Source organism: Micromonospora sp. USAFONa4 (assembly GCF_057197825.1).
This window is the reverse complement of record NZ_CM170072.1, coordinates 3,730,561-3,756,219: the sequence shown is the minus strand read 5'-3', so window position 1 is coordinate 3,756,219 and position 25,659 is coordinate 3,730,561. Positions and strand designations below refer to the sequence as shown.

General features: G+C 71.8%; 23 protein-coding genes. 3 read left to right on the top strand and 20 right to left on the bottom strand.

From position 1 onward, the window contains the following. The 15 genes from nuoH to AC0OO9_RS16500 form a co-directional block, all read right to left on the bottom strand. Positions 1-1,356, bottom strand: coding sequence for an NADH-quinone oxidoreductase subunit NuoH (gene nuoH, locus AC0OO9_RS16570; RefSeq protein ID WP_484511030.1), 1,356 nt, complete (start codon positions 1,354-1,356; stop codon positions 1-3). Then, a complete protein-coding gene (locus tag AC0OO9_RS16565; RefSeq protein ID WP_484511029.1) occupies positions 1,353-3,866 on the bottom strand; it encodes an NADH-quinone oxidoreductase subunit G in 2,514 nt (837 codons plus the stop codon). Before AC0OO9_RS16565 ends, nuoH begins: the two co-directional genes overlap by 4 nt. After that, positions 3,866-5,182, bottom strand: coding sequence for an NADH-quinone oxidoreductase subunit NuoF (gene nuoF / locus AC0OO9_RS16560; RefSeq protein ID WP_132232114.1), 1,317 nt, complete (start codon positions 5,180-5,182; stop codon positions 3,866-3,868). Before nuoF ends, AC0OO9_RS16565 begins: the two co-directional genes overlap by 1 nt. Further along, on the bottom strand, positions 5,179-6,336 hold the full coding sequence (gene nuoE / locus AC0OO9_RS16555; RefSeq protein ID WP_484511028.1) for an NADH-quinone oxidoreductase subunit NuoE: 1,158 nt from the start codon (positions 6,334-6,336) through the stop codon (positions 5,179-5,181). Before nuoE ends, nuoF begins: the two co-directional genes overlap by 4 nt. Then, the gene (locus tag AC0OO9_RS16550; RefSeq protein ID WP_132232118.1) at positions 6,333-7,658 is read right to left on the bottom strand and encodes an NADH-quinone oxidoreductase subunit D; all 1,326 of its coding nucleotides are present in this window, start codon (positions 7,656-7,658) and stop codon (positions 6,333-6,335) included. The genes nuoE and AC0OO9_RS16550 overlap by 4 nt, the downstream gene beginning before the upstream one ends. A gap of 52 nt (positions 7,659-7,710) precedes the next feature. Further along, on the bottom strand, positions 7,711-8,448 hold the full coding sequence (locus AC0OO9_RS16545) for an NADH-quinone oxidoreductase subunit C (protein WP_484511027.1): 738 nt from the start codon (positions 8,446-8,448) through the stop codon (positions 7,711-7,713). After that, on the bottom strand, positions 8,445-9,122 hold the full coding sequence (locus AC0OO9_RS16540) for a NuoB/complex I 20 kDa subunit family protein (protein WP_132232122.1): 678 nt from the start codon (positions 9,120-9,122) through the stop codon (positions 8,445-8,447). Before AC0OO9_RS16540 ends, AC0OO9_RS16545 begins: the two co-directional genes overlap by 4 nt. Positions 9,123-9,136: 14 nt before the next feature. Then, a complete protein-coding gene (locus tag AC0OO9_RS16535; protein WP_111134310.1) occupies positions 9,137-9,502 on the bottom strand; it encodes an NADH-quinone oxidoreductase subunit A in 366 nt (121 codons plus the stop codon). Positions 9,503-9,695: 193 nt separating this feature from the next. Then, a complete protein-coding gene (locus tag AC0OO9_RS16530) occupies positions 9,696-10,973 on the bottom strand; it encodes a geranylgeranyl reductase family protein (RefSeq protein WP_132232124.1) in 1,278 nt (425 codons plus the stop codon). 148 nt (positions 10,974-11,121) lie between these two features. Then, positions 11,122-11,352 carry a hypothetical protein gene (locus AC0OO9_RS16525; RefSeq protein WP_421456910.1) on the bottom strand — a complete coding sequence of 77 codons (231 nt, stop codon included), beginning with the start codon at positions 11,350-11,352 and terminating at the stop codon, positions 11,122-11,124. A 66-nt stretch (positions 11,353-11,418) separates the two neighbouring features. After that, entirely contained in the window at positions 11,419-12,129 is a 711-nt protein-coding gene (locus AC0OO9_RS16520; protein WP_484511026.1) for a demethylmenaquinone methyltransferase, read from the bottom strand. Between the two features lie 114 nt (positions 12,130-12,243). After that, positions 12,244-13,491: a COG1361 family protein gene (locus tag AC0OO9_RS16515; RefSeq protein WP_484511025.1), complete on the bottom strand. Its 1,248-nt coding sequence runs from the start codon at positions 13,489-13,491 to the stop codon at positions 12,244-12,246. Positions 13,492-13,712: 221 nt separating this feature from the next. After that, positions 13,713-14,918, bottom strand: coding sequence for an LPXTG cell wall anchor domain-containing protein (locus AC0OO9_RS16510; RefSeq protein ID WP_484511024.1), 1,206 nt, complete (start codon positions 14,916-14,918; stop codon positions 13,713-13,715). 354 nt (positions 14,919-15,272) lie between these two features. Continuing rightward, positions 15,273-16,463, bottom strand: a complete 1,191-nt coding sequence (mqnC, locus tag AC0OO9_RS16505) for a cyclic dehypoxanthinyl futalosine synthase (RefSeq protein ID WP_151456466.1) — start codon at positions 16,461-16,463, stop codon at positions 15,273-15,275. 143 nt (positions 16,464-16,606) lie between these two features. Further along, complete coding sequence (locus AC0OO9_RS16500; RefSeq protein WP_484511023.1) at positions 16,607-18,454, bottom strand: FG-GAP-like repeat-containing protein; 1,848 nt, start codon at positions 18,452-18,454, stop codon at positions 16,607-16,609. Positions 18,455-18,730: 276 nt separating this feature from the next. Here AC0OO9_RS16500 and AC0OO9_RS16495 point away from each other — a divergent pair, with 276 nt between their 5' ends. Continuing rightward, positions 18,731-19,495, top strand: a complete 765-nt coding sequence (locus AC0OO9_RS16495; RefSeq protein WP_484511022.1) for a peptidoglycan recognition protein family protein — start codon at positions 18,731-18,733, stop codon at positions 19,493-19,495. An 86-nt stretch (positions 19,496-19,581) separates the two neighbouring features. On the opposite strand, the gene paaE is transcribed toward AC0OO9_RS16495, so the two are convergent. The 5 genes from paaE to paaA form a co-directional block, all read right to left on the bottom strand. Beyond that, positions 19,582-20,691, bottom strand: coding sequence for a 1,2-phenylacetyl-CoA epoxidase subunit PaaE (gene paaE / locus AC0OO9_RS16490; RefSeq protein ID WP_132232136.1), 1,110 nt, complete (start codon positions 20,689-20,691; stop codon positions 19,582-19,584). Next, positions 20,688-21,161, bottom strand: coding sequence for a 1,2-phenylacetyl-CoA epoxidase subunit PaaD (gene paaD, locus AC0OO9_RS16485; RefSeq protein ID WP_484511021.1), 474 nt, complete (start codon positions 21,159-21,161; stop codon positions 20,688-20,690). Before paaD ends, paaE begins: the two co-directional genes overlap by 4 nt. 30 nt (positions 21,162-21,191) lie before the next feature. Then, positions 21,192-21,917, bottom strand: coding sequence for a 1,2-phenylacetyl-CoA epoxidase subunit PaaC (gene paaC / locus AC0OO9_RS16480; RefSeq protein ID WP_484511020.1), 726 nt, complete (start codon positions 21,915-21,917; stop codon positions 21,192-21,194). Positions 21,918-21,993: 76 nt separating this feature from the next. Then, positions 21,994-22,314: a 1,2-phenylacetyl-CoA epoxidase subunit PaaB gene (paaB, locus tag AC0OO9_RS16475; protein WP_101413756.1), complete on the bottom strand. Its 321-nt coding sequence runs from the start codon at positions 22,312-22,314 to the stop codon at positions 21,994-21,996. Then, positions 22,311-23,378, bottom strand: a complete 1,068-nt coding sequence (gene paaA / locus AC0OO9_RS16470) for a 1,2-phenylacetyl-CoA epoxidase subunit PaaA (RefSeq protein ID WP_484511019.1) — start codon at positions 23,376-23,378, stop codon at positions 22,311-22,313. The genes paaB and paaA overlap by 4 nt, the downstream gene beginning before the upstream one ends. 358 nt (positions 23,379-23,736) lie before the next feature. Between paaA and AC0OO9_RS16465 the strand changes: the two genes are divergently transcribed. Both AC0OO9_RS16465 and AC0OO9_RS16460 read left to right on the top strand, forming a co-directional pair. Continuing rightward, entirely contained in the window at positions 23,737-24,693 is a 957-nt protein-coding gene (locus AC0OO9_RS16465; RefSeq protein WP_484511018.1) for a hypothetical protein, read from the top strand. Then, the gene (locus AC0OO9_RS16460) at positions 24,693-25,640 is read left to right on the top strand and encodes a serine hydrolase (protein WP_484511017.1); all 948 of its coding nucleotides are present in this window, start codon (positions 24,693-24,695) and stop codon (positions 25,638-25,640) included. Before AC0OO9_RS16465 ends, AC0OO9_RS16460 begins: the two co-directional genes overlap by 1 nt. The last annotated feature ends 19 nt before the right edge of the window (positions 25,641-25,659 follow it).

Genomic DNA, 25,659 nt, shown 5'->3' with positions numbered 1-25,659 from the left:
TCACACCTCCCTGGAGTCCGGGCCGGCGGCGATGTTGGCCGGCTCCCGCTCGGCGACCACGCGCCTCGTGCGCGGGCTCGGTGGTACCTGCAGGTCCATCGGGGGCAGCGGGAAGCTGCCGTGCGGCCGGTCGTTGACCTGCTCCTGGACCGTCGGCTTCGGCTGCGGCTTCCGGCTCGGCCAGAGCAGCGTGGCGAGCAGCAGGATGCCGGCGGGGATGCCGACGGCGATCAGCTTGCTGCGCGAGTCCCAGTCCTCGATCGAGCGCAGGCCGGCCAGGACCAGGATCCAGACCAGGTTGATCGGGAGCAGGACCTTCCAGCCGAAGCGCATGAACTGGTCGTAGCGCAGCCGGGGCAGGGTGCCCCGCAGCCAGACGAAGACGAACACCAGCATGACGACCTTGCCGAAGAACCACAGCATCGGCCACCAGCCGGAGTTGGCGCCCGCCCAGATGCTGGTGATCGGCCACGGCGCGTGCCAACCGCCGAGGAAGAGCGTCACGGTGAAGGCCGACATGGTCACCATCGCGACGTACTCGCTGAGCATGAAGAGCGCGAACTTCAGCGAGCTGTACTCCGTCTGGAAGCCCGCCACCAGCTCCGACTCCGCCTCGGGCAGGTCGAACGGCGCCCGGTTCGTCTCACCGACGATGGCGATGAAGAACATGATGAAGCTGGGGAGCAGCAGGAGCGCGTACCAGCCGGGGGCCGGAACCTCGAAGCCCCCGATGCTCAGCCGGGTGCCGTCACCCTGGGCGGCGACGATCCCGCTGGTCGACATGGTGCCGGCGGTCATGAAGACCGCGACGACGCTCAGGCCCATCGTGACCTCGTACGAGACCAGCTGGGCGGCGGAGCGCAGGCCGCCGAGCAGGGGGTACGTGGAGCCGCTGGCCCAGCCGCCGAGCACGATGCCGTACACGGCCAGCGAGGAGAGGGCCAGCACCACCAGCACCGCCACCGGCACGTCGGTGACCTGTAGCGGCGTCCGGTGCCCGAAGATGCTGACCATCGGCCCGAACGGGATCACCGACAGCGCAGTGATCGCGCAGACCACCGAGATCACCGGGGCGAAGAAGAAGACGACCTTGTCGGCGGTCCGCGGGAGGAGGTCCTCCTTGAAGGCGAGCTTCAGGCCGTCGGCGAGGGTCTGCAGCAGACCGAACGGGCCGGCCTGGTTGGGGCCGGGTCGCACGGCCATGCGGCCCACGACCCGGCGCTCGAACCAGACGCCGAGCAGCGTGGCCAGCACGGCGACGACGAACGCGAAGACGATCTTGCCGAGGACCAGCCACCAGGGATCCCGGCCGAAGTCGGCCAGCGTCGGATCCTGGGCCAGGTAGACCGCGTTCACTGCTGTACACCCCCTGCGTTGAGGAGCGGGCCCGGGCGGTCCGCCGCGTCGGCGGCGACCGCGGCGGCGGAGATCCGCACGAGCGCTCCGGACGTCGCGCCGAGGCTGCGTCGCACGGTCGAGCCGGGCGAGTTGGTCGGCAGCCAGACGACGCCGTCCGGCATCTCGGTGATCGCCGCCGGCAGGGTCAGCGCCCCCCGGTCGGTGCCCACCGTCACCGGGTCGCCGTCGGCGACGCCGAGCGCCTCCGCGGTGCCCTTGCCCAGCCGGACCACCGGCGGGCGGGCGGTGCCGGCGAGGTGCTCGTCGCCGTCGGTGAGGCTGCCCAGGTCGATCAGCTGGTGCCAGGTGGCGAGCACCGCCTCACCGGCGCCCGGCTCCCGCACCGCGGCCGGCTCCACCGACGGGGCGGCGGGACGGTCGGTCCGGGTCCGCGGCAGCGCGCCCAGCTCGCGGCGGACGCTGAGCACGTCACCGGTGCCGAGCTGCACGTCGAGCTGCGCGGCGAGCGCGTCCAGCACGCGGCCGTCGGTCATCGCGGCGGTGCGCAGCACCGCCTCGAAGGTGCGCAGCCGGCCCTCCCAGTCCAGGAAGCTGCCGGCCTTCTCGACCACCGGGGCGACGGGGAAGACCACGTCGGCCCGCCGGGCCACCGCGCTCATCCGCAGCTCCAGGCTGACCAGGAACGGCACCTCGTCCAGGGCCTTCTCGGCCAGCCGCGGGTCGGCCAGGTCGGCCGGGTCGACCCCGGCCACCACCAGCGCGCCGAGCTGACCGCCGGCGGCGGCGGCGAGGATCGCGTCGGTGTCCCGGCCGGCCTGGCTCGGGATCACCCCGGCGGGGATGTCCCACGCCTCACCCAGCTCGGCCCGGGCGGCCGGCTCGTTGACCAGGCGGCCACCGGGAAGCAGGTTGGGCAGGCAGCCCGCGTCGACCGCGCCGCGGTCACCCGCGCGCCGCGGCACCCAGGCCAGCTTCGCGCCGGTACGCCGGGCCACGTCGGCCGCCGCGGAGAGGCCGCCCGGCACGCTGGCCAGCCGCTCGCCGACGATCAGGATCGCGCCCTCGGCGCTGAGCGCCTCGGCCACCGTCGCGTGCTCGGCGAGCACGGTCGCCTCCTCGCCCGGCACCACCCGGGCCAGCTTGGCCCCGAGCTTCTCCAGGCCACGGGTGGCGAACGGCGCGATCGCGTAGACCGTCAGCTTCTTCTTCAGGTACGCCTTGCGCAGTCGCAGGAAGAGGATCGGGCACTCCTCCTCCGGCTCCAGCCCGACCAGTACCACGGCCGGCGCCTTCTCGACGTCGGCGTACGTGACGTCGGTGACCCCGGCGACCGAGCTGGCCAGGAAGTCCGTCTCCTCGCGGGAGACCGGCCGGGCCCGGAAGTCGACGTCGTTGGTGTTCAGCGCGACCCGGGCGAACTTCGCGTACGCGTAGGCGTCCTCGACGGTCAGCCGACCGCCGGTGAGCACCGCCGTGCCCCGCCCGCCGTCCCGCGCCGCGCGCAGCCCCTCGGCGGCGACGGCCAGCGCCTCGCTCCACGCCGCCTCACGCAGCTCGCCGGTCTGCGGATCGCGGACCAGCGGGGTGGTGAGCCGGTCGAAGGCGCGGGTGTACTGGAAGCCCCACCGCCCCTTGTCGCAGTTCCACTCCTCGTTCACCGCCGGGTCGTCGCCGGCCAGCCGGCGCAGCACCTTGCCCCGCCGCCAGTCGGTGCGCTGGGCGCACCCGGCCGAGCAGTGCTCGCAGACGCTCGGGGAGGAGACCAGGTCGAACGGCCGGGCCCGGAACCGGTACTGGGTGCCGGTCAGCGCGCCGACCGGGCAGATCTGCACCGTGTTCCCGGAGAAGTACGAGTTGAACGGCACGTCCCCGGACTCGTCGGCGGCCGAGCCGGGGCAGCCTGCGCCCGTCTCGACGCCGTAGTCCTCGTCCCGGTAGATGTTGATCTCCTCAGCGGACGACCGGCCCATCAGGTCGATGAACTTGTCGCCGGCGATCTCCTCGGAGAACCGGGTGCAGCGCTGGCAGAGCACGCAGCGCTCGCGGTCGAGCAGCACCTGCGTGCTGATCGGCAGCGGCTTCGGGTACTCCCGCTTGTGCTCGTGGAACCGCGAGTCGGCGCGCCCGGTGGACATCGCCTGGTTCTGCAGCGGGCACTCGCCGCCCTTGTCGCACATCGGGCAGTCGAGGGGGTGGTTCAGCAGCAGCAGCTCCATGACCCCCTCCTGCGCCTTCTTGGCGACCGGGGAGGTGAGCTGGGTGCGTACGACCATGCCGTCGGCGACGGTCTGGGTGCAGGAGGCGACGGGCTTGCGCTGCCCCTCCACCTCGACCAGGCACTGCCGGCACGCGCCGGCCGGAGCCAGCAGCGGGTGGTCGCAGAACCGGGGGATCTCGGTGCCCAACTGCTCGGCGACCCGGATCAGCAGCGCCCCCTTCGGGGCGGTGACCTCGACGCCGTCGATGGTGAGCGTGACGGTTTCCGGGGCCTTGACGACGTCAGTCATTAGTGGGCTCCCACCAACTGCTTGTCGGACAGCTTCGGCGCCGTGCGCCCCTCGATGTAGTCGAGGTAGTCCTGCTTGAAGTACTTCAGCGACGAGGTCACCGAGCTGGTCGCGCCGTCACCCAGACCGCAGAACGAGCGGCCGAGGATGTTGTCGCAGGTGTCCAGCAGGGTGTCCAGGTCCTCGTGGGTGCCCTGACCGGCGAGGATCCGCCGGTAGACCCGGACCATCCAGTAGTTGCCCTCGCGGCACGGGGTGCACTTGCCGCACGACTCGTGGTGGTAGAACTCCAGCCACCGGTAGGTCGCGTAGACCGGGCAGTCCTGGTCGGAGAAGATCTGGGTGGCCGTGGTGCCGAGGATCGAGCCGGCCGCCGCCACCCCCTCGAAGTCCAGCGGCACGTCCAGGTGCTCGGCGGTGAGCAGCGGCGTCGACGAGCCACCCGGCGTCCAGAACCTCAGGTTGTGACCGGGCTGCATGCCGCCGGCCAGCTCGATCAGCTCCCGCAGGGTGACGCCCATGCCGCACTCGAACTGGCCGGGGTTGGCGATCCGGCCGGAGAGCGAGTAGATCATCGGGCCGGACGACTTCTCCGTGCCCATGGTCTTCCACCAGTCGGCGCCGCCCAGCACGATGTAGGGGACGCTGGCGATGGTGCCGACGTTGTTGACCACCGTCGGGCTCGCGTACAGGCCGTGGGTCGCCGGGAACGGCGGGCGCAGCCGGGGCTGGCCCCGGAAGCCCTCCAGCGAGTCCAGCAGCGCGGTCTCCTCGCCGCAGATGTACGCCCCGGCGCCCGAGTGCACCACCAGCTCCAGGTCGTACCCGGAGCCGAGGATGTTCCGGCCCAGGTAGCCCTTGGCGGTGGCCTCCCGCACGGCGTTGCGCAGCCGGCGCGCGGCGTGCACCGCCTCGCCCCGGATGTAGATGTAGGCGCGGCTGGCCCGGATCGCGTACGACGCGATGATCACGCCCTCGACGAGGGCGTGCGGGTCGTGCGTCATCAGCGGGAGGTCCTTGCAGGTGCCCGGCTCCCCCTCGTCGGCGTTGACGACGAGGTAGTGCGGCTTGCCGTCGCCCTGCGGGATGAACCCCCACTTGAGACCGGTCGGGAAGCCGGCGCCGCCGCGACCGCGCAGGCCGGAGTCCTTGATCAGCTGGATCAGGTCGTCCGGGTGCGCCTTGAGCGCCTTGCGCAGGGCCGCGTAGCCGTCGAGCTTCTCGTAGGTGCCGATGCGCCAGGCGTCCGGCGAGAGCCAGCGCTTGGTGAGTACCGGCGTCAGCTTGGCCAGGGTCTCCGGCCGGGGAGTGGTCACTTCTGGACCCCCGTCTCGCTCGCGACGGCGGAGCCCGCGCCACCGGCGCCCGCCTCGGCTTCCTTGAGGTTGCGCTGCTGCGCGCCGGCCCCGTCGCCAGCGGGCTTGCCGTCGCCGGCCGGCGCGTTGGCCGCCGCCCCGGCGGCCTCCGCCTCCTGCGCGTCGCGGGGAGCCGGCGGGGCGCCGTCCACCGGAACCTTGGTGCCCGGGGCGTCCGGCACGGCGGTCGCCGCGTCGGGCTGCCGGGTCTCGGCGGTACGCACCTCGGGCGACTTGGCGTCCGGCGCCTTGACGTCACGGGTGGTGCTGCCGGCCGCCTCGGCGGCGGGGGCCGGCTCGCCGGTGCCCGCGTTGCCCGTGGCGGGCCGGGCGCCGTTGCCGCTCGGGGCCGGCGCGGCCTTGGCCTGCTCGGGAGCCGGCTTCGCGGCCTCGCTCCTGGCCTTCGCCTCGGCGGCGGCCTTGTCGGCCTCGGCCTTGCTGCGGATCGGGGTGTTCGGGTCGAAGCCCGGCACCGAGATGCCGTGCTCCTGCGCCAGCCGCAGCCCCCGCAGGGTGGGCTCCCCCGGTCCGCCGTCGGCGACCGCGCCCTCCCGCTCGTCGGCGAAGCCGGCGAGCTGCACCGCCATCTCCTTGAGGGTGCAGAGCCGGGCGCCCCGGGTCGGCATCGGCCGGCCACCGGCGCGCAGCTCGTCGACGACGCCGCGCGCGGTCTGCGGGTCCACCCCGTCGAAGAAGTCGTAGTTGACGGTCATCACCGGGCCGTAGTCGCACGCCGCCAGGCACTCGGCGTGCTCCAGGGTGATCTTCCCGTCGGCGGTGGTCTCGTCGTGCCCCACACCGAGGTGCTCGGCGAGGGTGTCGTAGACCTCCTGGCCGCCGAGCACGTTGCACATCGTGTTGGTGCAGACGCTCACCAGGTAGTCGCCGGTCGGCCGGCGCTTGTACATGGTGTAGAAGGTGGCGACCGCCCCCACCTGGGCCTTGTTCAGGCCCAGCACCTCGGCGCAGAACGCCACGCCGGCCGGGGATACGTAGCCCTCCTCGGACTGCACCAGGTGCAGCAGCGGCAGCAGCGCCGACCGGGACCGGTCGGCCGGATAGCGGGCGATGATCTCCCGCGCCCGCTCCCTGGTCTCGTCAGTGAAAACACTCATCGGTCACAACCACCCATCACGGGGTCCAGCGAGGCGCCACCGGCGATCACGTCGGCGATCAGGCCGCCCTCGGCCATCGCCGGGAGCGCCTGGAGGTTGACGAAGCTCGGCTCCCGGTAGTGCACCCGGTAGGGCCGGGTGCCACCGTCGGAGACGGCGTGCACGCCCAGCTCGCCGCGGGGCGACTCGATGCCGACGTAGACCTGGCCCGGCGGCACCCGGAAGCCCTCGGTGACGAGCTTGAAGTGGTGGATCAGCGACTCCATCGACTGACCCATGATCTTCGCGACGTGCTCCAGCGAGTTGCCCATGCCGTCGACGCCGATGGCGAGCTGCGCCGGCCAGGCGATCTTCTTGTCGGCCACCATCACCGGGCCCGGCTTGAGCCGGTCCAACGCCTGCTCGACGAGCTTGAGCGACTCCCGGATCTCGGCGAGCCGGACCAGGTAGCGGCCCCACACGTCGCCGTCGGTGTGCGTCGGCACGTCGAACTCGTACGTCTCGTAGCCGCAGTACGGCATGGTCTTGCGCAGGTCCCAGGCGAGGCCGGCCGAACGCAGCACCGGGCCGGTCACGCCGAGCGCGAGGCAGCCCGTCACGTCGAGCACCGCGACGTTCTTGGTCCGCTCGAGCCAGATGGGCTGCCCGGAGAGGAGGTTCTCGTACTCCTTGAGCCGCTTCGGCATCAGCTTGAGGAACTCGCGGATCTTGACGATCGCCTCGTCCGGCACGTCCTGGGCCACGCCGCCCGGACGGACGTACGCGTGGTTCATCCGCAGGCCGGTGATGATCTCGAAGATCTCCAGGACGTACTCACGCTCGCGGAAGCCGTAGAGCATCATGTTGATCGCGCCCAGCTCCATGGCGGTGGTGGCCACCCAGACCAGGTGCGAGGAGATCCGGTTCAGCTCCATCATCAGGACCCGGATGGTGTTCGCCCGCTCGGTGATCTGGTCGGTGATCCCGAGCAGCTTCTCCACTGCCAGCGCGTACCCGGTCTCGTTGAAGATCGGGGCGAGGTAGTCCATCCGGGTCACGAAGGTGCTGCCCTGGACCCAGTTGCGGTATTCGAGGTTCTTCTCGATGCCGGTGTGCAGGTAGCCGACGACCGAGCGGGCCTCGCGGACCGTCTCGCCCTCCAGCTCCAGGATCAGCCGGAGCACGCCGTGCGTCGACGGGTGCTGCGGACCCATGTTGACGACGATGCGCTCGTCGTTGATGGGGTCGGCCCCCGAGACGACGCTGTCCCAGTCGCCACCGGTGACGGTGAAGACCTTCCCCTCGGTGGTGTCGCGCTCGGTGGCGTAGTTCGACGTGGTCACAGTGCCGGCCCTCCGTTCACGACTGCGGGGCTCGCAAGCTCACTCCTCGCGCTCACTGGTAGGACCTCCTCCGGTCCGGCGGCGGGATCTCAGCGCCCTTGTACTCGACGGGTACGCCGCCGAGCGGGTAGTCCTTGCGCTGCGGGTGCCCCTCCCAGTCGTCCGGCATGAGGATCCGGGTCAGGTTGGGGTGACCGTCGAAGACGATGCCGAACATGTCGTACGCCTCGCGCTCCTGCCAGTCCGCCGTCGGGTAGATCGACGTGACGCTCGGCAGGTGCGGGTCCTCGGCGGAGACCGCCGCCTCCAGCCGCACCGTGCGGCGGTAGGTCATCGAGGTGAGCTGGTAGACGACGTGCAGGCGGCGGGCGTCGGCGCCGAGGTAGTCGACCCCGGAGACCGAGGAGCAGAGCTCGAAGCGGAGCGCCATGTCGTCGCGCATCACCTGGCAGACCTCGGCGATCCGCTCCGGACGGATGTGCAGGGTCAGCTCGCCCCGGTCGACCACGACCTTCTCGACGGCGTCGGCGAAGTCCGGGTACGCCTCCTCCAGCGCGTCGCGGACCTCGTCGAAGTAGCCCCCGTACGGCCGGGGCGCGTCCTCGATGGTCCGGCGCTGGCGGACGAGGCCACCGAAGCCGGACACGTCGCCGGAGCCCTGGTTGCCGAACATGCCCCGGCCGGCCGGGCTGGCCGGGGGGTACTCGGCGGGTGCGGTGGTGCTGGCGCCGGCCGGCGTGACCGGAACCGGCACTCCGCCGTCGTCTTGCCTGTCCTGAGGCGCGGTCACTTCTGGACACCCCCGTGCTGCAGGTGGTTCTGGGCCTTCATCCAGTTCTCGATCCGCAGCTGCTCCTCGCGACCCTCACGGACCGCCTTGGTCCACTCGGCCCGCCGGGCCTTGTCGCTGCGGTACGACGACGGCATCGAGCCGTAGGGGACGACCGGGACGTCGCCGCGGGCCTTGCGCGCCTCGAGCATCTTGCGGCCGTTCGGGCCGAGCGGCTCGTGCCCGATCTTCTCGCGCAGCTTGAGGACCGCGTCGATGAGCATCTCGGGCCGGGGCGGGCAGCCGGGCAGGTACATGTCGACCGGGACGATGTGGTCGACGCCCTGCACGATGGCGTAGTTGTTGAACATGCCGCCGCTGCTGGCGCAGACGCCCATCGAGATGACCCAGCGGGGCTCTGCCATCTGGTCGTAGATCTGGCGCAGCACCGGGGCCATCTTCTGGCTCACCCGGCCGGCCACGATCATCAGGTCGGCCTGCCGGGGCGAGGCCCGGAAGACCTCCATGCCCCAGCGGCCCATGTCGTAGTGCGGACCACCGGCGGCCATCATCTCGATCGCGCAGCAGGCCAGACCGAAGGTGGCCCCCCAGACCGACGTCTTCCGCGACCAGTTGACCAGCTTCTCCACCGAGGTGAGCAGGACACCGGCGGGAAGCTTCTCCTCGATACCCATCTGAGGTTCCTCCCTCAGTCCCAGTCCAGGCCGCCGCGACGCCACACGTAGGCGTAGGCGACGAAGACCGCGACGATGAACAGGACCATCTCCACGAAGCCGAAGATCGGCAGGGCGTCGAACGAGACCGCCCAGGGGTAGAGGAAGATGATCTCGATGTCGAAGACGATGAAGAGCATCGCCGTCAGGTAGAACTTGATCGGGAACCGGCCGCCGCCGACCGGCTGCGGGCTGGGCTCGATGCCGCACTCGTACGCCTCGAGCTTGGCCTTGTTGTAGCGCCGGGGACCGGCGAAGCGGGCAGCGGCCACGGAGAACAGCGCGAACCCCGCAGCGAGGGCGAACAGCCCGATGATCGGTGCATAAGGCGAGAGCGACATCGTTTTCTCCTGCTCGTCCTTCCCTGCCCTGGTCCTTGTCAAAAATCACACTATTCACGTCCCTCGCGACGGTCGTCGGCGGGGGTCGATCTCCCCTGTGCGCACCTGCGGTCATCGCAGACCGTGTACGACGCCGTCACACGGGGCTGCCTTCGTTCGCGACCGCAGGCGCTCGCAGGCTCGTTTCCTCGGGCTACACGGCCGGCGCCACTCTCGTCATCGTGTTGATGACGCGGTCCATCGCGTCCCCGTCGCGGGGGTCGGTCAGGTTGGCCAGCAGCTTGAGCACGAAGCGCATCAGCATCGGGTGCGGCATCCCGTGCTTCGTGGCCATCCGCATGATCTCGGGGCGGCCGATGAGCTTCACGAAGATGCCGCCGAGCCGGTAGTAGCCGCCGAAGCGGAGCTTCAGCTCCGTCGAGTACGCCGTCAGCGCACGCTCCCGGTCCGCGCCGGCCGGGCGCGCGAGCGCCTGCACGGCGACCTCCGCGGCCAGCTCGCCGGACTCCATCGCGTACGCGATGCCCTCGCCGTTGAACGGGTTGACCATGCCGCCGGAGTCGCCGACCAGCATCACGCCCCGGGTGTAGTGCGGCACCCGGTTGAAGCCCATGGGGAGCGCGGCGCCGAGGATCGGCCCCTCCGCGTTCGCCTCGTCGGTCATGCCCCAGTCGGCGGGCGTGTTGGCCAGCCAGTCGGTGAGCAGTCGGCGGTAGTTGGTCTTGCCGAACGCGGACGAGGAGTTGAGCACCCCGAGGCCGACGTTGACCCGGCCGTCGCCCAGCCCGAAGATCCAGCCGTACCCGGGCAGCAGGTTGTCGCCGCTGTCCTTGCTGCGCAGTTCGAGCCAGGACTCCAGGTAGTTGTCGTCGTGCTTGGCGGGCGAGCGGTAGTAGCGCCGGACGGCGACGCCGATCGGCCGGTCCTCGCGCTTGGCCAGCCCGAGGGCGAGCGGGAAGCGGCCGGAGACCCCGTCGGCCGCGACGACCAGCGGCGCGTGGAAGGTGGCGGGCTCCTTGCCCGGGCCGACCTCCGCCTCGACGCCGGTGACCCGGCCGTCCGGGCCCAGCACCGGGCCGGTGACGTTCACGCCGGTGCGCAGCTCGGCGCCGGCCTCGACGGCGCGCCGGGCGAGCAGGTCGTCGAAGTCGAGCCGGGTGCGCACCAGGCCGTAGTTGGGGAAGCTCGCCAGGTCGGGCCAGTCCAGCTCCAGCCGGACGCCGCCACCGATGACCCGCAGGCCCCGGTTGTGCAGCCAGCCCGCCTCGGGCGAGGTGTCCACGCCCATCCGGATGAGCTGCCGCACCGCGCGCGGGGTCAGCCCGTCGCCGCAGACCTTCTCCCGGGGGAACTCGGTCTTCTCCAGCAGCAGCACCCGTACGCCGTGCCGAGCCAGGTGGTATGCGGTAGCCGACCCACCGGGACCGGCGCCCACGACGATCACGTCGGCGTCATGTTCCACCGCGGCCATCCCGCGCCTCCTCCCGCATGCTCGTGAAATGCTTCACAAGCCAGACGGTGGGAGTCTATGACCGACGTCATGACCACGCCGGACCAGGGGTACCTAACTTGCCGGAGACACGTCGGCCGAGGTCGGAGGCGGGGCGCCGGGGCGGGCCTCAGTGGCGGGCGGAGGTGGCCGGATCGAGGCCGGCGTCGTGCCGGATCGTCTCCGGCAGGTGCTCGCGCAGCGCGCCGCCGGCGGCGCGGTCGAGGGCGGCCAGCACCTCGGCCACGACCTGACGGACGTCGGCGGGATCCGCGCCGGCCAACTCCTTGAGCTGGGCGATGAGTTCGGTCGCGTCGTCGTCGGTGGCCTCCGCGCCGACCGCCCGGTGTCGTCCCGTCATGGGGGCGAGCTTACGGAACAAAGTGGAGCAAAAACGGATATTTGCCGGAAAGGGTGCCGGATCGGCTTAGACGCGGACCGCGCGGTGCAACGCCGCGATCCCGCCGGTCAGGTTGCGCCAGGCCACCCTGCCCCAGCCCGCCGCGCCGATCCGCGCGGCCAGGGCCGGCTGGTCGGGCCACGCCCGGATCGACTCCGCCAGGTAGACGTACGCGTCGGGGTTGCTGGAGACGGTGCGGGCCACGCTCGGCAGCGAACGCATCAGGTACGACAGGTAGACCGTGCGGAACGCAGGGTTCACCGGGGTGCTGAACTCGCACACCACCAGCCGGCCGCCCGGCCTGGTGACCCGGGCCAGCTCCCGCAGGGCGGCGTCGGTGTCGTTCACGTTGCGCAGCGCGAACGAGATGGTCACCGCGTCGAAGCTGGCGTCGGCGAAGGGCAGCTTCAACGCGTCCCCGGCCAGCAGCGGCACCTGGGGACGGGTGCGCTTGCCGACGCGCAGCATGCCGAGGGACAGGTCGACGCCCACCGCGTACGCGCCCGACTGGGCCAGTTCCTCGGTGGACACGCCGGTGCCGGCGCCCACGTCGAGCACCCGCTCACCCGGCCGCAGGTCGAGCGCGGCCCGGGTGGCCCGGCGCCAGAACCGGTCCTGCCCGAAGGAGAGGACGGTGTTGGTCAGGTCGTAACGAGCCGCCACGCCGTCGAACATCGCGGCGACCTCGTGCGGCTGCTTGTCCAGGTTGGCGCGCTGGCCCTGCGGGGTACGGCTCACCCCTCCACTCTGCCAGTCCGGCCCGCGCGGGCGGCCGGTGGGTCGGCCGCACCACCACCCGGACACGCCACGGGGGCGGGATGGTCGCCCACCCCGCCCCCGCGTCGTCGTACGTCAGTCGGTCGACTTCTCGTCGCCGGGCGCCACCAGGACGACCCTGCGCCGCCGGGAGAGCAGCAGCAGCGCGCCGCCGGCCAGCAGCACGGCCGCGCCGATGCCGCCGATCAGCCCGGCCTGCACGCCGGTCACCGGCAGCCCGCCGTCGCCGCCGCCACCGCCACCGGGGGTGGTGGTCGGGGCCGCCGTGGGTACGCCGGTCGGGGTCGCCGTCGGGGTGGGCGTCGGCCCACCGGTCGGCGTCGGGGTCGGGGTGGGCTGCGCCGACAGGTCGACGAAGGCCTCGAAGACCGTGTGGTTGTCGCCCATGTCGGCCTCGGAGAAGGCCTTCCGCTGCGCCTGGCCGGCGATCCGCGGCTCCTCCTCCGGCTCGCCCTCGGCGACGTCCAGCCCGTACGCGAAGAGGTCGCCCTCCCGCAGCACCGGCTCGGTCACGTCGTCGCCGACCTTCACCGTCACGTCGGCGGTGTAGTACTGCCCCCGGCGGATGGTCGCGCCGGCGTCCTCGCAGAACGCCTGCTCCTTGCCCAGGAACACCTGCGTGACGCAGCCCTGCGGCACCGTCACGAAGCTCACACCCGCCGGGAGGGTGATGCCGTAGAAGACGCCGGTCGCGGGCCGGCTGCCGTCGTTGTAGACCGCCCAGTCCAGCGGGACGGTCTCGCCCCGGCGCACCGGCCTGAGGTCCGGCTCGTCGGCCACCGCGCCGTTGACCACGACGCCCGCCTGGACGTCCTGCGCCCAGGCGGTGAGGTCGTAGCCGGGCTTCGTCACGGTCACCGGCACGACGACCTTGTCGCGGACCTTGCCGCCGGGCGTCGCGGTGACGACGTGGACGACCAGCTTGCCGCCGTCGCCCCGGCCGCCCGTGCTGAACAGCGGGACGCCGAAGTCCTTGCTGGTGCCGGCGGGCAGGTCGCCGAGGGAGCACTGGTAGAGGTGGCTCTCGATGGCGCGGCAGTTCTCGGGCACCAGGAAGCCGACGCGCTTCTCCTTGAGCTGCTGGGTGTTGACCCGCAACGAGACGTCCTGGGCCGTGGCCGTGCCGGCGTTGGTGACGGTGAACTTGAACGGCTTGCTCCGGGCCGCGTCGACACCCTTCGCGAGCTGGGTGCTGATCGGGGTCAGGGCGAGGTCCGGCCCGTCGGCGGCCTGGGCGGGAACGGCGACGGTGGTCAGGCCACCCGCCGCGAGGAGTGCCACGGCACCGGCGCGGGCCAGGGCCGAGCGATGGAACAGGGTCATCGGTCCCCCGGGGGTTAGGGAAGAAACGGATGGTTGCGGAACCCGGCCGGACGCTATCGAAGGTCGAAGCGGCACGCCAGCAGGGAGATCGTGTTTCATCCGTCCGGCCGATCCGGTCGGACGGACGGTCCGACGCACAGCGGGGGCGGGATGGTCACCCATCCCGCCCCCGCTGCCGTGCGTTATGTGAACGACCCTCGCGGGTCGATGGAGGACGACCGTCAGGCCGTCGGCTTCTCGTCGCCCGGGGTCACCAGGACGACCCGGCGCCGCCGCGCCACCATGAACATGGCCGCGCCCGCGATCAGCACCGCGCCGCCGATGCCGCCGATCAGCGTGGTCTGCGCGCCGGTGACCGGCAGGCCGCCGTCGTCGTCACCGCCGCCGCCCGCGCCGCCCTTGGCCGCGACGATCACGGCGTACGCGTCGGAGTTGTCGGTGGCGTCCACGTCGGTCGCCCGCAGGCCGGTGACGTTCTCCGGCAGGGTGACCGCGGCCGCCCGCATCCGGCTGGGCGCGGACCCGACCGGCTCGACGCTGACCAGACCGCCCTTGAGGGCGCCCGGCTTCACGTCCGCCGCCACGTCGAACACGTGGTAGAAGCCGTAGGCCGAGTAGAGCTTGTCCTCGGGGTTGGTGTCCTCGTCCTGCGGGATCAGGCCGAAGTTGGCGTAGGTGCAGGTGAAGGTGGACTTGTCGGCCGCGTACTCGCAGCCCGGCTCCACCTCGGTCGGGGTTACGCCCTTGGGCAGCTTGACGCTGATCTTCAGACCGGCGGCGGCCTTGTCACCCTGGTTGGTGATGAAGTAGGTCAGCGCCGAGCGGCCGCCCGCGTGCAGGTCGCCGGAGTAGACCGGGTTGCCGTCGACGATCTTCACGGCCTGCTTGACGTCCTCGGCGACGACCGAGAGGTCCGGCCCGCTGGCGTCGGAGAAGTCCAGCGTGGCGGTCTTGGTGTTGTTCGCCGCGTTGGTGTCGTCCTTCGAGATGAGCTTGAAGGAGAGCGGGGCCTTGTACGTGCCCTCGGCCTCGAACCTGAACAGGACGATCGGCAGGTCGGTGGTCTCACCCGGGCCCGGCAGGCCCTTCTCCGTCGCGTGGCAGATGAACGCGGTCGGCTTCTCCCCGGCGAGCTCGATGTCGCAGCCGTCCTCGACGGCCGGCACGGCGGCGACCTTGTCGAAGTCGACCTTGGACACGTCCACCCGCACGGACAGTTCGCTCGGGGTGTTCTTGCCGGTGTTGGTCACCTTGGCGTAGGCGAACTTGCCCTGCGCGTTGGCGGCGACCCGCGTGCCAGCCACCTCGATCGCGAGGTCCGTCTCCGTGCCCGAGGCGTGAGCCGGGCTACCGAGGGCGGTCAACGCGCCGGAGGCGAGCAGCGCGCCGGCGCCGATACGCGCCAGCGAACGGTTACGGAAGATCATGGAAGAGTTCCCCCCGTTGGGGTGAAGGAAAGGTACGGCCGGGGACGTTAGCGGTAAGCGATCACGCCCGCCACCCCGTGGAACGGGCGCGTTGAACAGCCTGGCTAAGAATCACTTAAGGAATGCCCGGATTGATATGTCTTGCTGGCCCGGCCACCCCGACACCGACTCCGAACGGCAATCTAATTGAGATCAACGGCCCACGGGAATTCACCCGATCGGCCAGCCGGGCGAGTCATTTATGGTCACTTTGCGTATTCCCGTGATCCACGCAGTGGTCCACGTACGACGACACCCCACCGTCGGACGACGGTGGGGTGCCGGTGGTGCGGGTGCGCCTGCGGGCGCCCTGCCTCAGCGGGCGTCGACCAGCGGCAGGGACTTCCCGGCGCCGCCGCCCGGCATGGCGATCGAGGAGAAGTGCGAGACGACCCGCTCGTCGGTCGGGTCGTCGGCCGGGGTGCGGTGCACGGCCAGCCGGTTGTAGAGGGTGTCGCGCTGGGCGGGGATCCGGTCCGCCGAGCGGATCATGCCGATCAGCTCGTGCAGGTTGGAGCGGTGCCGCGCGCCGGCCGAGGAGATGACGTTCTCCTCCAGCATGATCGAGCCGAGGTCGTCCACGCCCATGTGCAGGGCGAGCTGCCCGACGTCCTTGCCGGTGGTCAGCCAGGACGCCTGCAGGTGCGGCACCGTCTCGAAGAAGAGCCGGGCCACCGCGACCAGCCGCAGGTACTCCAGGGTGGTGGCCTGCGTACGGCCCTTGAGGTGGTTGTTCTCCGGCTGGTACGTCCAGGGGATGAACGCCCGGAAGCCCTTCGTGCGGTCCTGCACGTCGCGGATCATCCGCAGGTGCTCGATCCGCTCGGCGGCGGTCTCGCCGGTGCCCATCATCATGGTGGCGGTCGACTCGACGCCCTGCCGGTGCGCCAGCTCCATGACCTCCAGCCAGCGCTCGCCCGACTCCTTCAGCGGCGCGATGGCCTTGCGCGGGCGGGCGGGCAGCATCTCCGCGCCGGCGCCGGCGATCGAGTCCAGCCCGGCCGCCTTGATTCGGGCGATGGCCTCGTCGAGGCTGACGCCGGAGACCTTGGCCATGTGCAGGATCTCGCTGGGGCCGATCGAGTGGATCGCCAGCTGCGGGTACGCCTTCTTGACCGAGGAGAACAGCTCCTCGTAGTACTCCACGCCGTAGTCCGGGTGGTGCCCGCCCTGGAGCATGACCTGGGTGGCGCCCAGCTCGACCGCCTCGCCGCAGCGGCGCAGGATCTCCTCGGTCGGGTGGGTCCAGCCCTCCTTGTGCTTGGGGGCCCGGTAGAACGCGCAGAACTTGCACGCCGTCACGCAGACGTTCGTGTAGTTGATGTTGCGGTCGATCAGGTACGTGACGACGTTGTCCGGGTAGCGGCGTCGGCGCACCGCGTCGGCGGCCTCGCCCAGGGCGTGCAACGGCGCCTCGGTGTAGAGCAGCAGGGCCTCCTCGGGCGTGATCCGCCCGCCGTCCGCGCCACGCTGCAGGATGTCGTCGATCTCCCGGCTCACACTCACCCCCCGAGCCTACGTCGCCCACTCGGGCGGCCGGCCGATGGCCGCCGAACAGCCCGCCCGGCGGCCCGTCGGGTGTGACGGTGTTCACCGCGCCGGCGGTGCGGCGCCGCCCGTCCGACGACGGACGACGCCACACCCTCCGGTCAGAAGACGCGCGGGATGCTGCTGGACGTCCAGCCGCTGCCCACGGCACTGGCGCTGGTGGCGTAGAGCTTGAAGTCGGCGCTCAGGTCCCCGGTCGACTGGAAGCCGAGCATGACGCCGGCGGAGTCCTGGCCGATCAGGTCGGCCCGGCCGTCGCCGGTGAGGTCCCCGACCAGGACGCGGGGCCGGTTCGTCGTGCCCCAGTTCGTGCCCACGTACGGGTAGGGCCCGGAGAACAGCAGCCCCTCGCCGGTCATCGCCCCGGACGACCGGTACGCCCGCAGCCGTCCGTCCGCGAGCTGGGCGACCAGGTCGGTGGTGCCGTCACCGTCGAAGTCGGCCGGCAGGATCCGAGGCATCGAGGAACTCCGCCAACCGGTGCCGACCACCTTCGCCGCGAGAGTCGTCGGGAAGAGCCTCATGTCCATGGAGAGATCCCCGCTGGACGGGTAGCCCTTCATGGTGCCGTCGGCGTGCTGGGCGATCAGATCGGTCCGCCCGTCGCCGTTGAAGTCGCCGGTCAGGATGCGCGGCACCTCCGTGGTGGTGAAACCGGTGCCGACGTCCCTCGTCGTCCCGGCGAACAGCCGGGCGTCGGCCGACAGGTCGCCCGTCGACGTCCAGACCCGCAGCGTGCCGTTGAGCAGCTGACCGAGAAGGTCGGTACGGCCGTCGCCGTTGAAGTCGCCCGGGATCAGGCGGGGGATCGAGCCGCTGGTGAAGGCGGTGCCGACGATCGCGGACGCCCCGGCGAAGAGCTGGTAGTCGGCGGAGAGGTCGCCGGTCGACTCCCAGGCGGTCAGGGTGCCGTCGCCGCTCTGCGCGATGATGTCCGCCCGGCCGTCCCCGGTGAAGTCCCCGGTGAGCGCCCGCGGCCGGTTCGCCCCGCCCCAGTTCGTCCCCACGTAGCGGTAGGGCGACGGGAAGAGCGGGGCGGTGCCCGAGAGGTCCCCGCTCGACCGGTACGCCCGCAGCCTGCCGTCGGCGAGCTGGACGAGCGCGTCGGTGCGGCAGTCGCCGGTCCAGTCGCTCAGGATCACCACGCCTGCCTGGTCTGCCGGGCCGTGACTCGCACCACCGGCACTGCAGTTGTTGGGCGTGTTCTGGCGGATCCAGCCGGCCAGGTCGTCGGTGCGGGTCTCGATGGCGTCCCGCCGGGTCTCCGTCTCGGCGAGACAGCCACCCTGCCAGGAGGCGGCGTGCACGGCAACCAGCTCGGGACGCCCGTCCACCACCCGCACCGCCGGCCCACCGGCATCGCCCTTGCAGGTGGTCGGCCCACCCTGCTCGTTGCTGATCGCGACCGAGGTGGCCGAGACGGTGCCGACCGTGACCGGCGCGCCGTGCAGCTTGTCGGGCACCCACACGGTGGCGGTACGACCGAAGCCGAGCGCCTGCAACGTCTCGCCCGGCACGGGTGCCCCGGTGGCGAGCGCGACCGGGGTGACGCCGACCACCGGCAGCGTGAGCCGGAGCAGCGCGAGGTTCCGATCCGGGTGCGACACCACGAGATTGGCACGCTGCACCCGGCCGTCGTTCGTGGTCAGATCCAGCCGGCCCACCGTGACCGTGGTGGGCCAGGCGGGCGCGCTCACAGTCGAGCGGGGGCCCGGGGTGGGGGGAAGGCATGAATGGGCCGTCAACACCCACTGGGGCGCGACCAGCGCCCCGGAGCAGGCGCCCATCGCACCGAAGGTGACCTTCGCCGCGAAGGCGTACGCGCTGTCCGTGACCGGGCTGCCCCCGCTTACCGCCCGGGCCGGCGCACCTGCGACGGCACCCGCCGTCAACGCGGCGGCGACACCGATGACGAGGGCTCTTCGCCGTCGTCGTACCTGCTGATCCATCGACACTCCATTCCTCGGGCATGGCGGCCGGCCACCCGCGCTCCGGCACGGCCGTCTCGACCCGCCGGTCCGCCCGGGCGCACCGGTCGGCCGCGTCACCTGCCGGTGACGGACTGGAATATAGATGTTGGACGGTCGCCGCACCGCCCCGCTCGACCGCCGCGATCGGGCCCTCCCGACGCACCGATCGAACCATTAACATTCGTGGATGATCGTGAAGGCGCCTTCCCCCACCCGTCCTCCCCTACGTCGCCTCGCCGACCTGATGGCAACCTGATGGCGACCATCCCCTGGCTCGCCGACGTGCTCCGCGCCGCCGGCGTCACGGTGGTGGAGCACGGCAACTGGCTCGGCCGGGTCTCCGGCAGCTCGTTCGATCCGATCGGCGTGCTCTGGCACCACACCGCCGCCACCTCCAGCGCCGGCAACCCGCACCCCGCCCTGAACATCTGCATCAACGGCCGCTCCGACCTGCCCGGCCCGCTCTGCCAGGCCCTGGTCGACTACCACGGCGTCTTCCACGTCATCTCCGGCGGGCGGGCCAACCACGCCGGCGTCAGCCGCGGCAGCGGCCCCATCCCGGCCGGCGACGGCAACACCCTGATGGTCGGCTGGGAGATCGACTACAACGGGGTCAACCAGGCCATGACCGGCGCCCAGTACAGCGCCTCGGTGCTCGCCACCGCCGCCGTGCTGCGGCGGCTCGGCCGCGACGCCAGCCACGCCCGGGGCCACCGGGAGACCAGCACCAGCGGCAAGATCGACCCGTCGTTCATCGACCTGGCCTCGATGCGCGCCGACGTGGCGCGCCAGCTCGCCGGCAACCCACCCCTCGACCTCACGGAGAACGACATGAAGCTCATCCAGTCACCCGGCCGCGGCATCGCCCTCGTCGGCCCCGGCTACTTCCGCCAGCTCCGCAACGACGAGGAGGTGCACGCCGCCGTCGCGCTGGCCGGCAACCCGCTGGTCGGCAACGACCGCCAGTTCGACCTGTGGCGCAGCATCGCCTACGACGGCCAGGTCAAGGCCCCGAGCTGACCCCACGCAGGGGGTCGGCGGGTGCGACGCGGTGCCTGCGCCGCCCCGCCGACCCGGCTGCGCCCGCCGAGCGGCGGGCGGACCGGTCAGGCGTCGTAGTCGACGGTGAGCCGGTCGGTCGTCGGGCTGGACTGGCAGGTGAGGACGTAGCCGGCGGCCACCTCGTCCGGCTCCAGCGCGTAGTTGCGGGCCATCGTGACCGCGCCGTCGACCACCTTGGCCTTGCAGGTCGAGCAGACCCCGCCCTTGCAGGCGTAAGGCAGCTCGCCGCGCACCTTCAGCGCCGCGTCCAGCACCCGCTCGTCGCGCCGCATCGTGAAGCGCGACGACCGGCCGTCCAACAGGATCGTCACCTCGGCGCCGCCCCCCGGCTCGTCGGCCGGGCGTCGCGGCGGGGCCGGGGCCTCGGCGACGTGGAACAGCTCCGTGTGCACCGCCGACTCCGGCACGCCGCGCGCGGCGAGCACCTCCCGGGCGTCCACCACCATGTCGTACGGGCCACAGAGGAACCACTCGTCGACGGTGTCGCCGGGAACGACGGTGTCCAGCAGCCGGCCCAGCCGGTCGGCGTCGATCCGGCCGGAGAGCAGCGGGGACTCGCCCTGCTCCCGGGAGAGCACGTGCACCAGGTGCAGCCGGGTGGGCCACCGGTCCTTCAGGTCGGCCAGCTCCTCGGCGAACATCACCGTGTTCGCCGTGCGGTTGCCGTACACCAGCGTGAACGTGCTGGCCGGCTCGACGGCGAGCGCCGTCGCGACCAGCGCGAGCACCGGGGTGATGCCCGAGCCGGCGACCACCGCGCCGTAGTGGCGGGCCCGGTCCGGCGCGAGGGCCGTGGTGAAGTGCCCGAGCGGCGGCAGCACCTCGATCGTGTCGCCGCCGCGCAGCGCGCCGCAGGCGAAGGCGGAGAACGCGCCGCCGGGGATCTCCCGCACGCCGATCCGCAGCCGGCCGTGCCGGGCCAGGTCGTCGGGCGTGGAGCAGATGGAGTAAGACCGCCGCACGTCCTCACCGGCGGCGCCGGGGCGACGGACGGTGAGGTGCTGGCCGGCGGAGAACGCGAACGTCTCCCGCAGCTCCTCGGGCACGGCGAAGGTGACCGCCACGGCGTCGTCGGTGAGCCGGTCGACGGCGGCGACGGACAGCGGGTGGAAGACCGGCCGGCGACGGACCGGGCGGGTGATGGTGACAGTCACAGCGCCTTCAGGTGGTCGAAGGGTTCACGGCAGGAACGGCAGCGCCAGAGCGCCTTGCACGCGGTCGAGCCGAAGCGGCTGACCTGCTCGGTCTCGGGCGAGCCGCAGCGCGGACAGCGGACGGCGAGGGTCAGCGGCACCACGTTGTCGGCGCGTACGGGCGACGGCGGGGCGATGCCGGCGGCGGCGAGCTTGGCCCGGCCGGCGTCGGAGATCCAGTCGGTGCTCCACGCCGGGCTGTAGACGGTCCGCACGTCGGCCTCGGGACGCCCGACGGCGGCCAGCGCCCGCCGGATGTCGGCGCGGATCACGTCCATCGCCGGGCAGCCGGTGTAGGTGGGGGTGATGGTCACGACCACCCGGCCGGTCGCCGGGTCCTCGTCGACCGCCCGCAGGATGCCGAGGTCGTCGATGGTGACCACCCGGATCTCCGGGTCCACCACCGCCGCCACGGCCTCCCGCGGAGTCACCGGTGCCTCCCCGCGCTCACCGGTGTCCCCTCACCAGTTGGCCCCGGGGTGGGCGCGGTGCAGCACCTGCATCTCGGCGAGCAGGAAGGACAGGTGCTCGGTGTGCACGCCGTCCCGCCCGCCGCCCGGCGCCCAGCCGGACTCCGGCCGGGTCAGGGTGGCCTCGTCGAGCACGGCACCGACGGTGGCGTCGAAGTCGGCCCGCAGGGTGGCCGGGTCGACCGGCGCCGCCGGGTCGGGGGCGAACAGCTCGTGCACGTACGGCCAGACCTGGTCGACCGCCGCCTGCATGCGCCGGTGCGACTCCTCGGTGCCGTCGCCGAGCCGCCGTACCCACGTCGAGGCGTGGTCGAGGTGGTAGGCCGACTCCTTGCGGGCCTTGGCCCCGATCGCGGCCAGCCGCTCGTCGGCGCAGCCGGCCAGCGCGGTGTAGAGCGGGAGCTGGTAGGCCGCCAGGAAGAGCAGCTTCGCCATGGTGACCGCGAAGTCGCCGTTGGGCAGCTCCACGAGCAGGCAGTTGCGGAACTCCCGGTCGTCGCGGAGGAACGCCAGCGCGTCCTCGTCCCGGCCGGCGCCCTCCACCTCGCCCGCGTACGACAGCAGGAGCCGGGCCGCGCCGAGCTGGTCTAGGGCGATGTTGGCCAGCGCGATGTCCTCCTCCATCTCGGGCGCGCGGGTGGTCCACTCGGCAAGCCGCTGCGCCGCGACGAGCGCGTCGTCGCCGAGGGCGAGGGCGAAGTCGAAGGGGCCGTTCACGCCGCCACCTCGCTCCGCTCGGCGGCGACGCGACGCGCCCCGGTGCTGAGCCGAACGGTTCGCTCGCTGCGCTCGCTCACAGGTGGGCCACCCCGTCCGGCACGTCGTAGAAGGTGGGATGCCGGTAGACCTTGTCGGCCGCCGGGTCGAAGAAGGCGTCCTTCTCGTCGGGGCTGGACGCGGTGATCGCGCCCGCCGGCACCACCCAGATGGAGACGCCCTCCTGGCGGCGGGTGTAGAGGTCCCGCGCGTTGCGCAGGGCCAGCTCGGCGTCGGGGGCGTGCAGGCTGCCGACGTGGGTGTGCGACAACCCGCGCCGCGCCCGCACGAAGACCTCCCACAGGGGCGAAGGGGCGCTCACGCCGCGCTGCTCCGTCCGCTCGCTACGCTCGCTCACGCCGCTACCTTCTCCTTCTGCTGCACCCGCTTGGCGGCGTACGCCGCGGCGGCCTCCCGCACCCACGCGCCGTCGTCGTGGGCGCGGCGCCGGTGCTCCATCCGCTGCCGGTTGCACGGGCCGTTTCCCTTGATCACCCGCATCAGCTCGTCGTAGTCGGGCTGGGTGAAGTCGTACGACTGCCGGAACTCGTTCCAGCGCAGGTCGGGGTCCGGGATCGTCAGGCCGAGGATCTCCGCCTGCTGCACGCACATGTCCACGAAGCGCTGGCGCAGCTCGTCGTTGGAGAAGCGCTTGATCTTCCAGGCCATGGACTGCGCCGAGTGGGTGGAGTCGGTGTCCGGCGGGCCGAACATCGCCAGCGACGGGTACCACCAGCGGTCGAGGGCGTCCTGCGCCATCGCCTTCTGCGCCGGGGTGCCGTGCGCGAGCGTGTGCAGGATCTCGTAGCCCTGCCGTTGGTGGAACGACTCCTCCTTGCAGACCCGGATCATCGCCCGCGCGTACGGCCCGTAGGAGCAGCGGCAGAGCGGGACCTGGTTGACGATCGCGGCGCCGTCGACCAGCCAGCCGATGGCGCCCACGTCGGCCCAGGTCAGGGTGGGGTAGTTGAAGATCGAGCTGTACTTCTGCCGGCCGTTGAGCAGCAGCTCGACCAGCTCGTCCCGGCTGATCCCGAGGGTCTCGGCGGCGGCGTAGAGGTAGAGGCCGTGGCCGGCCTCGTCCTGCACCTTGGCCAGCAGGATCGCCTTGCGCTTGAGCGAGGGGGCGCGGCTGATCCAGTTGCCCTCCGGCTGCATGCCGATGATCTCGGAGTGCGCGTGCTGCGCGATCTGCCGGATCAGCGTCCTGCGGTACGCCTCGGGCATCCAGTCGCGCGGCTCGATCTTCTGGTCGGCGTCGATGACCTCGGCGAAGTACGCCTCCAGGTCCTCGTCCGCGCCGGGCGCACCGCCCCGGCGGCCACGTGCGGCGGCCTCCCGCAGGGCCGCCTCCGCCGCCTCGACCTCGCCGAGCAGGCCACCGCCGGGTGCGTCCTCGGCGGAGAAGTCGTTGCCATACATGGGTCAAGTGTTACAGCTCGCCTCTCGGGGCACCAGAGGGTGTAACAGGTTTCCGGAGGCAGTTTCGGTACGGGGCGGCGGCTCCGACAGCCGGGCAAACTATGACTTGGCTCACTATGGGAAGCTGAATCCTCTCAACAGCCGCATAGCGGCTCGATATCCCGCCTACATGGCAAGTTGCCAGGTGTCGGGTCCTGGCGCGCCGCCGATCCGCACGTAGACTTCCCCCGTCACACCGATCGGCTGCCGACGATCGCCCGAGCAACACGGAGGGCGGATCCCCCGGCCCTCGGCGAGCCGCCGATCCGTCCGACAACCAGCCGGTCCCCCCGGCCTGACATCTGGAGCTCACCCACTCATGCGATCCCGCGTGACCCTGGTGCTCGCCGTCGTGGCGGTCCTCCTCGGTGGCGGCCTGCTCGTTCCGGCCGCGTACGCCCGACTCGCCGGCGACGACGCCGCGAGCGGCGGAAGCGGCGGCGGAAGCGTCGCGGCCCCCGCGCCCACCCCGCCCCCGCCGCCGACCCTGGCCGCCGGCCCGGTCACGGTGAACTTCAAGGGCGAGTTCTTCTCGTGGGCGCTGATGGACCGGGAGACCGGCGAGATCTCCGGGTCGAAGAACCTGGCCTCGACCAGCTCCACCGAGTCGATGATCAAGGCCTGGTTCGCGGCGGACTACCTCAACCAGCTCGGCGACAAGCCGCTGCCGGCCGAGCGGAAGAAGCAGATCACCACCGCCATCCGGGACAGCAACGACGACGCCGCCAACGCCCTCTACGGCGCGGTGGGCCGGGCCGCCACGATCAGGCGGATGGTCAGCACCTGCGGGCTCACCGACACCAAGCCGGGCAACGTGGCCGGTTACGTGGGCTGGTGGAGCTTCACGCGGATGTCCCCGCGTGACGCCGTCCGGCTCGGCGACTGCATCGCCGACGGCACGGCCGCCGGCCCCAAGTGGACGAAGCTCCTGCTGGACGAGATGAGCAAGGTCAGGGGCAGCACGGCCGCCAAGGACCAGAAGGCCCGCTCCGGCGGCGGCCGTTGGGGCATCATCGACGGCCTCCCCCAGTCGATCGTCAGCCAGGGCCCGGTCAGCATGAAGAACGGCTGGACCCCGCTCAACTACGACGGCAACTGGCACGTCAACTGCCTCGCCGTCAACGACAAGTGGAGCCTCGCGGTGATGCTCCGCTACCCGCAGAAGAGCGGGCTGAACTACGGCGCGCAGGTCTGCGCCTCGGTCGCCAGCCAGCTCGTGACCCCGCAGCCGGGCGCCGCCCTCAAGGTGCCGCAGCAGCCCGCCGGGAAGCTCTGATGCCGCGCCGGCGCCGGGCCGACGAGCCCGCCGACGCCTCCCCCCGCAGGCTCATCGCCATCGCGGTGGTCCTCATCTGCCTGGTGCTCGTCTCGCTGCGGCTGCTGCCGGGCTCGCCGTTCGAGTCCCGCGCCGCCGCCGAGTGGGGCACCCCCGCCGGCCCGGCCGAGCGCGCCACGACCGCCCCGAGTGACCGCAGCTCCCGCCCCTCGCCGTCGCCGAGCCCGACGCCGGAGCCGGAGCCGCTGCCGTTCGAGGCCAAGGAACTCGACCTGGACATCGAGGGCTGGTACTCCTGGAGCGTCCTCGACCGCCGCACCGGGGAGATCATCGGCTCCGACAACATGGACGAGACCAGCACCACCGCGTCGCTGATCAAGGCGTGGATCGTCGCCGACCACCTGCGCCGCGCCGACGAGAAGGGCCAGACCCCGAGCGACGCCAAGCTGGCCGACGCCACGAAGATCATCCGGGACAGCGACAACACCCGGACCCAGCAGTTCTACAACGCCCTGGGCGGGTCCGCCTCGATCAAGCGGCTGCTCTCCAAGTGCGAGCTGACCGACAGCAGCGTCGCCAGCGACGGCGGCTGGAGCCGGACGAAGCTCTCCCCCCGGGACACCGCCCGGATGGGCGCCTGCATCGCCGACGGCCGCGCCGCGGGGCCGAAGTGGACCAAGTGGCTGCTCAACGAGATGCGGCTGGTCAGGGGCGGCGGCGACTTCGGCATCCGCAAGGCGTTCCCGGCCGCCGAACGCAAGGACATCGCCATCAAGAACGGCTGGATCGACCGGACCAAGGAGCAGGAGATGCACATCAACTGCCTGGCCATCGGCGACACCTGGACGATGGGCGTGATGGTCCGCTACCCGATCGGCAAGGGCTACGAGTACGGCATGAACAACTGCCAGAAGATCACCGAAGCCCTCCTCCGCCCCACCACCTAGACCCGACCACCGCCCCGGG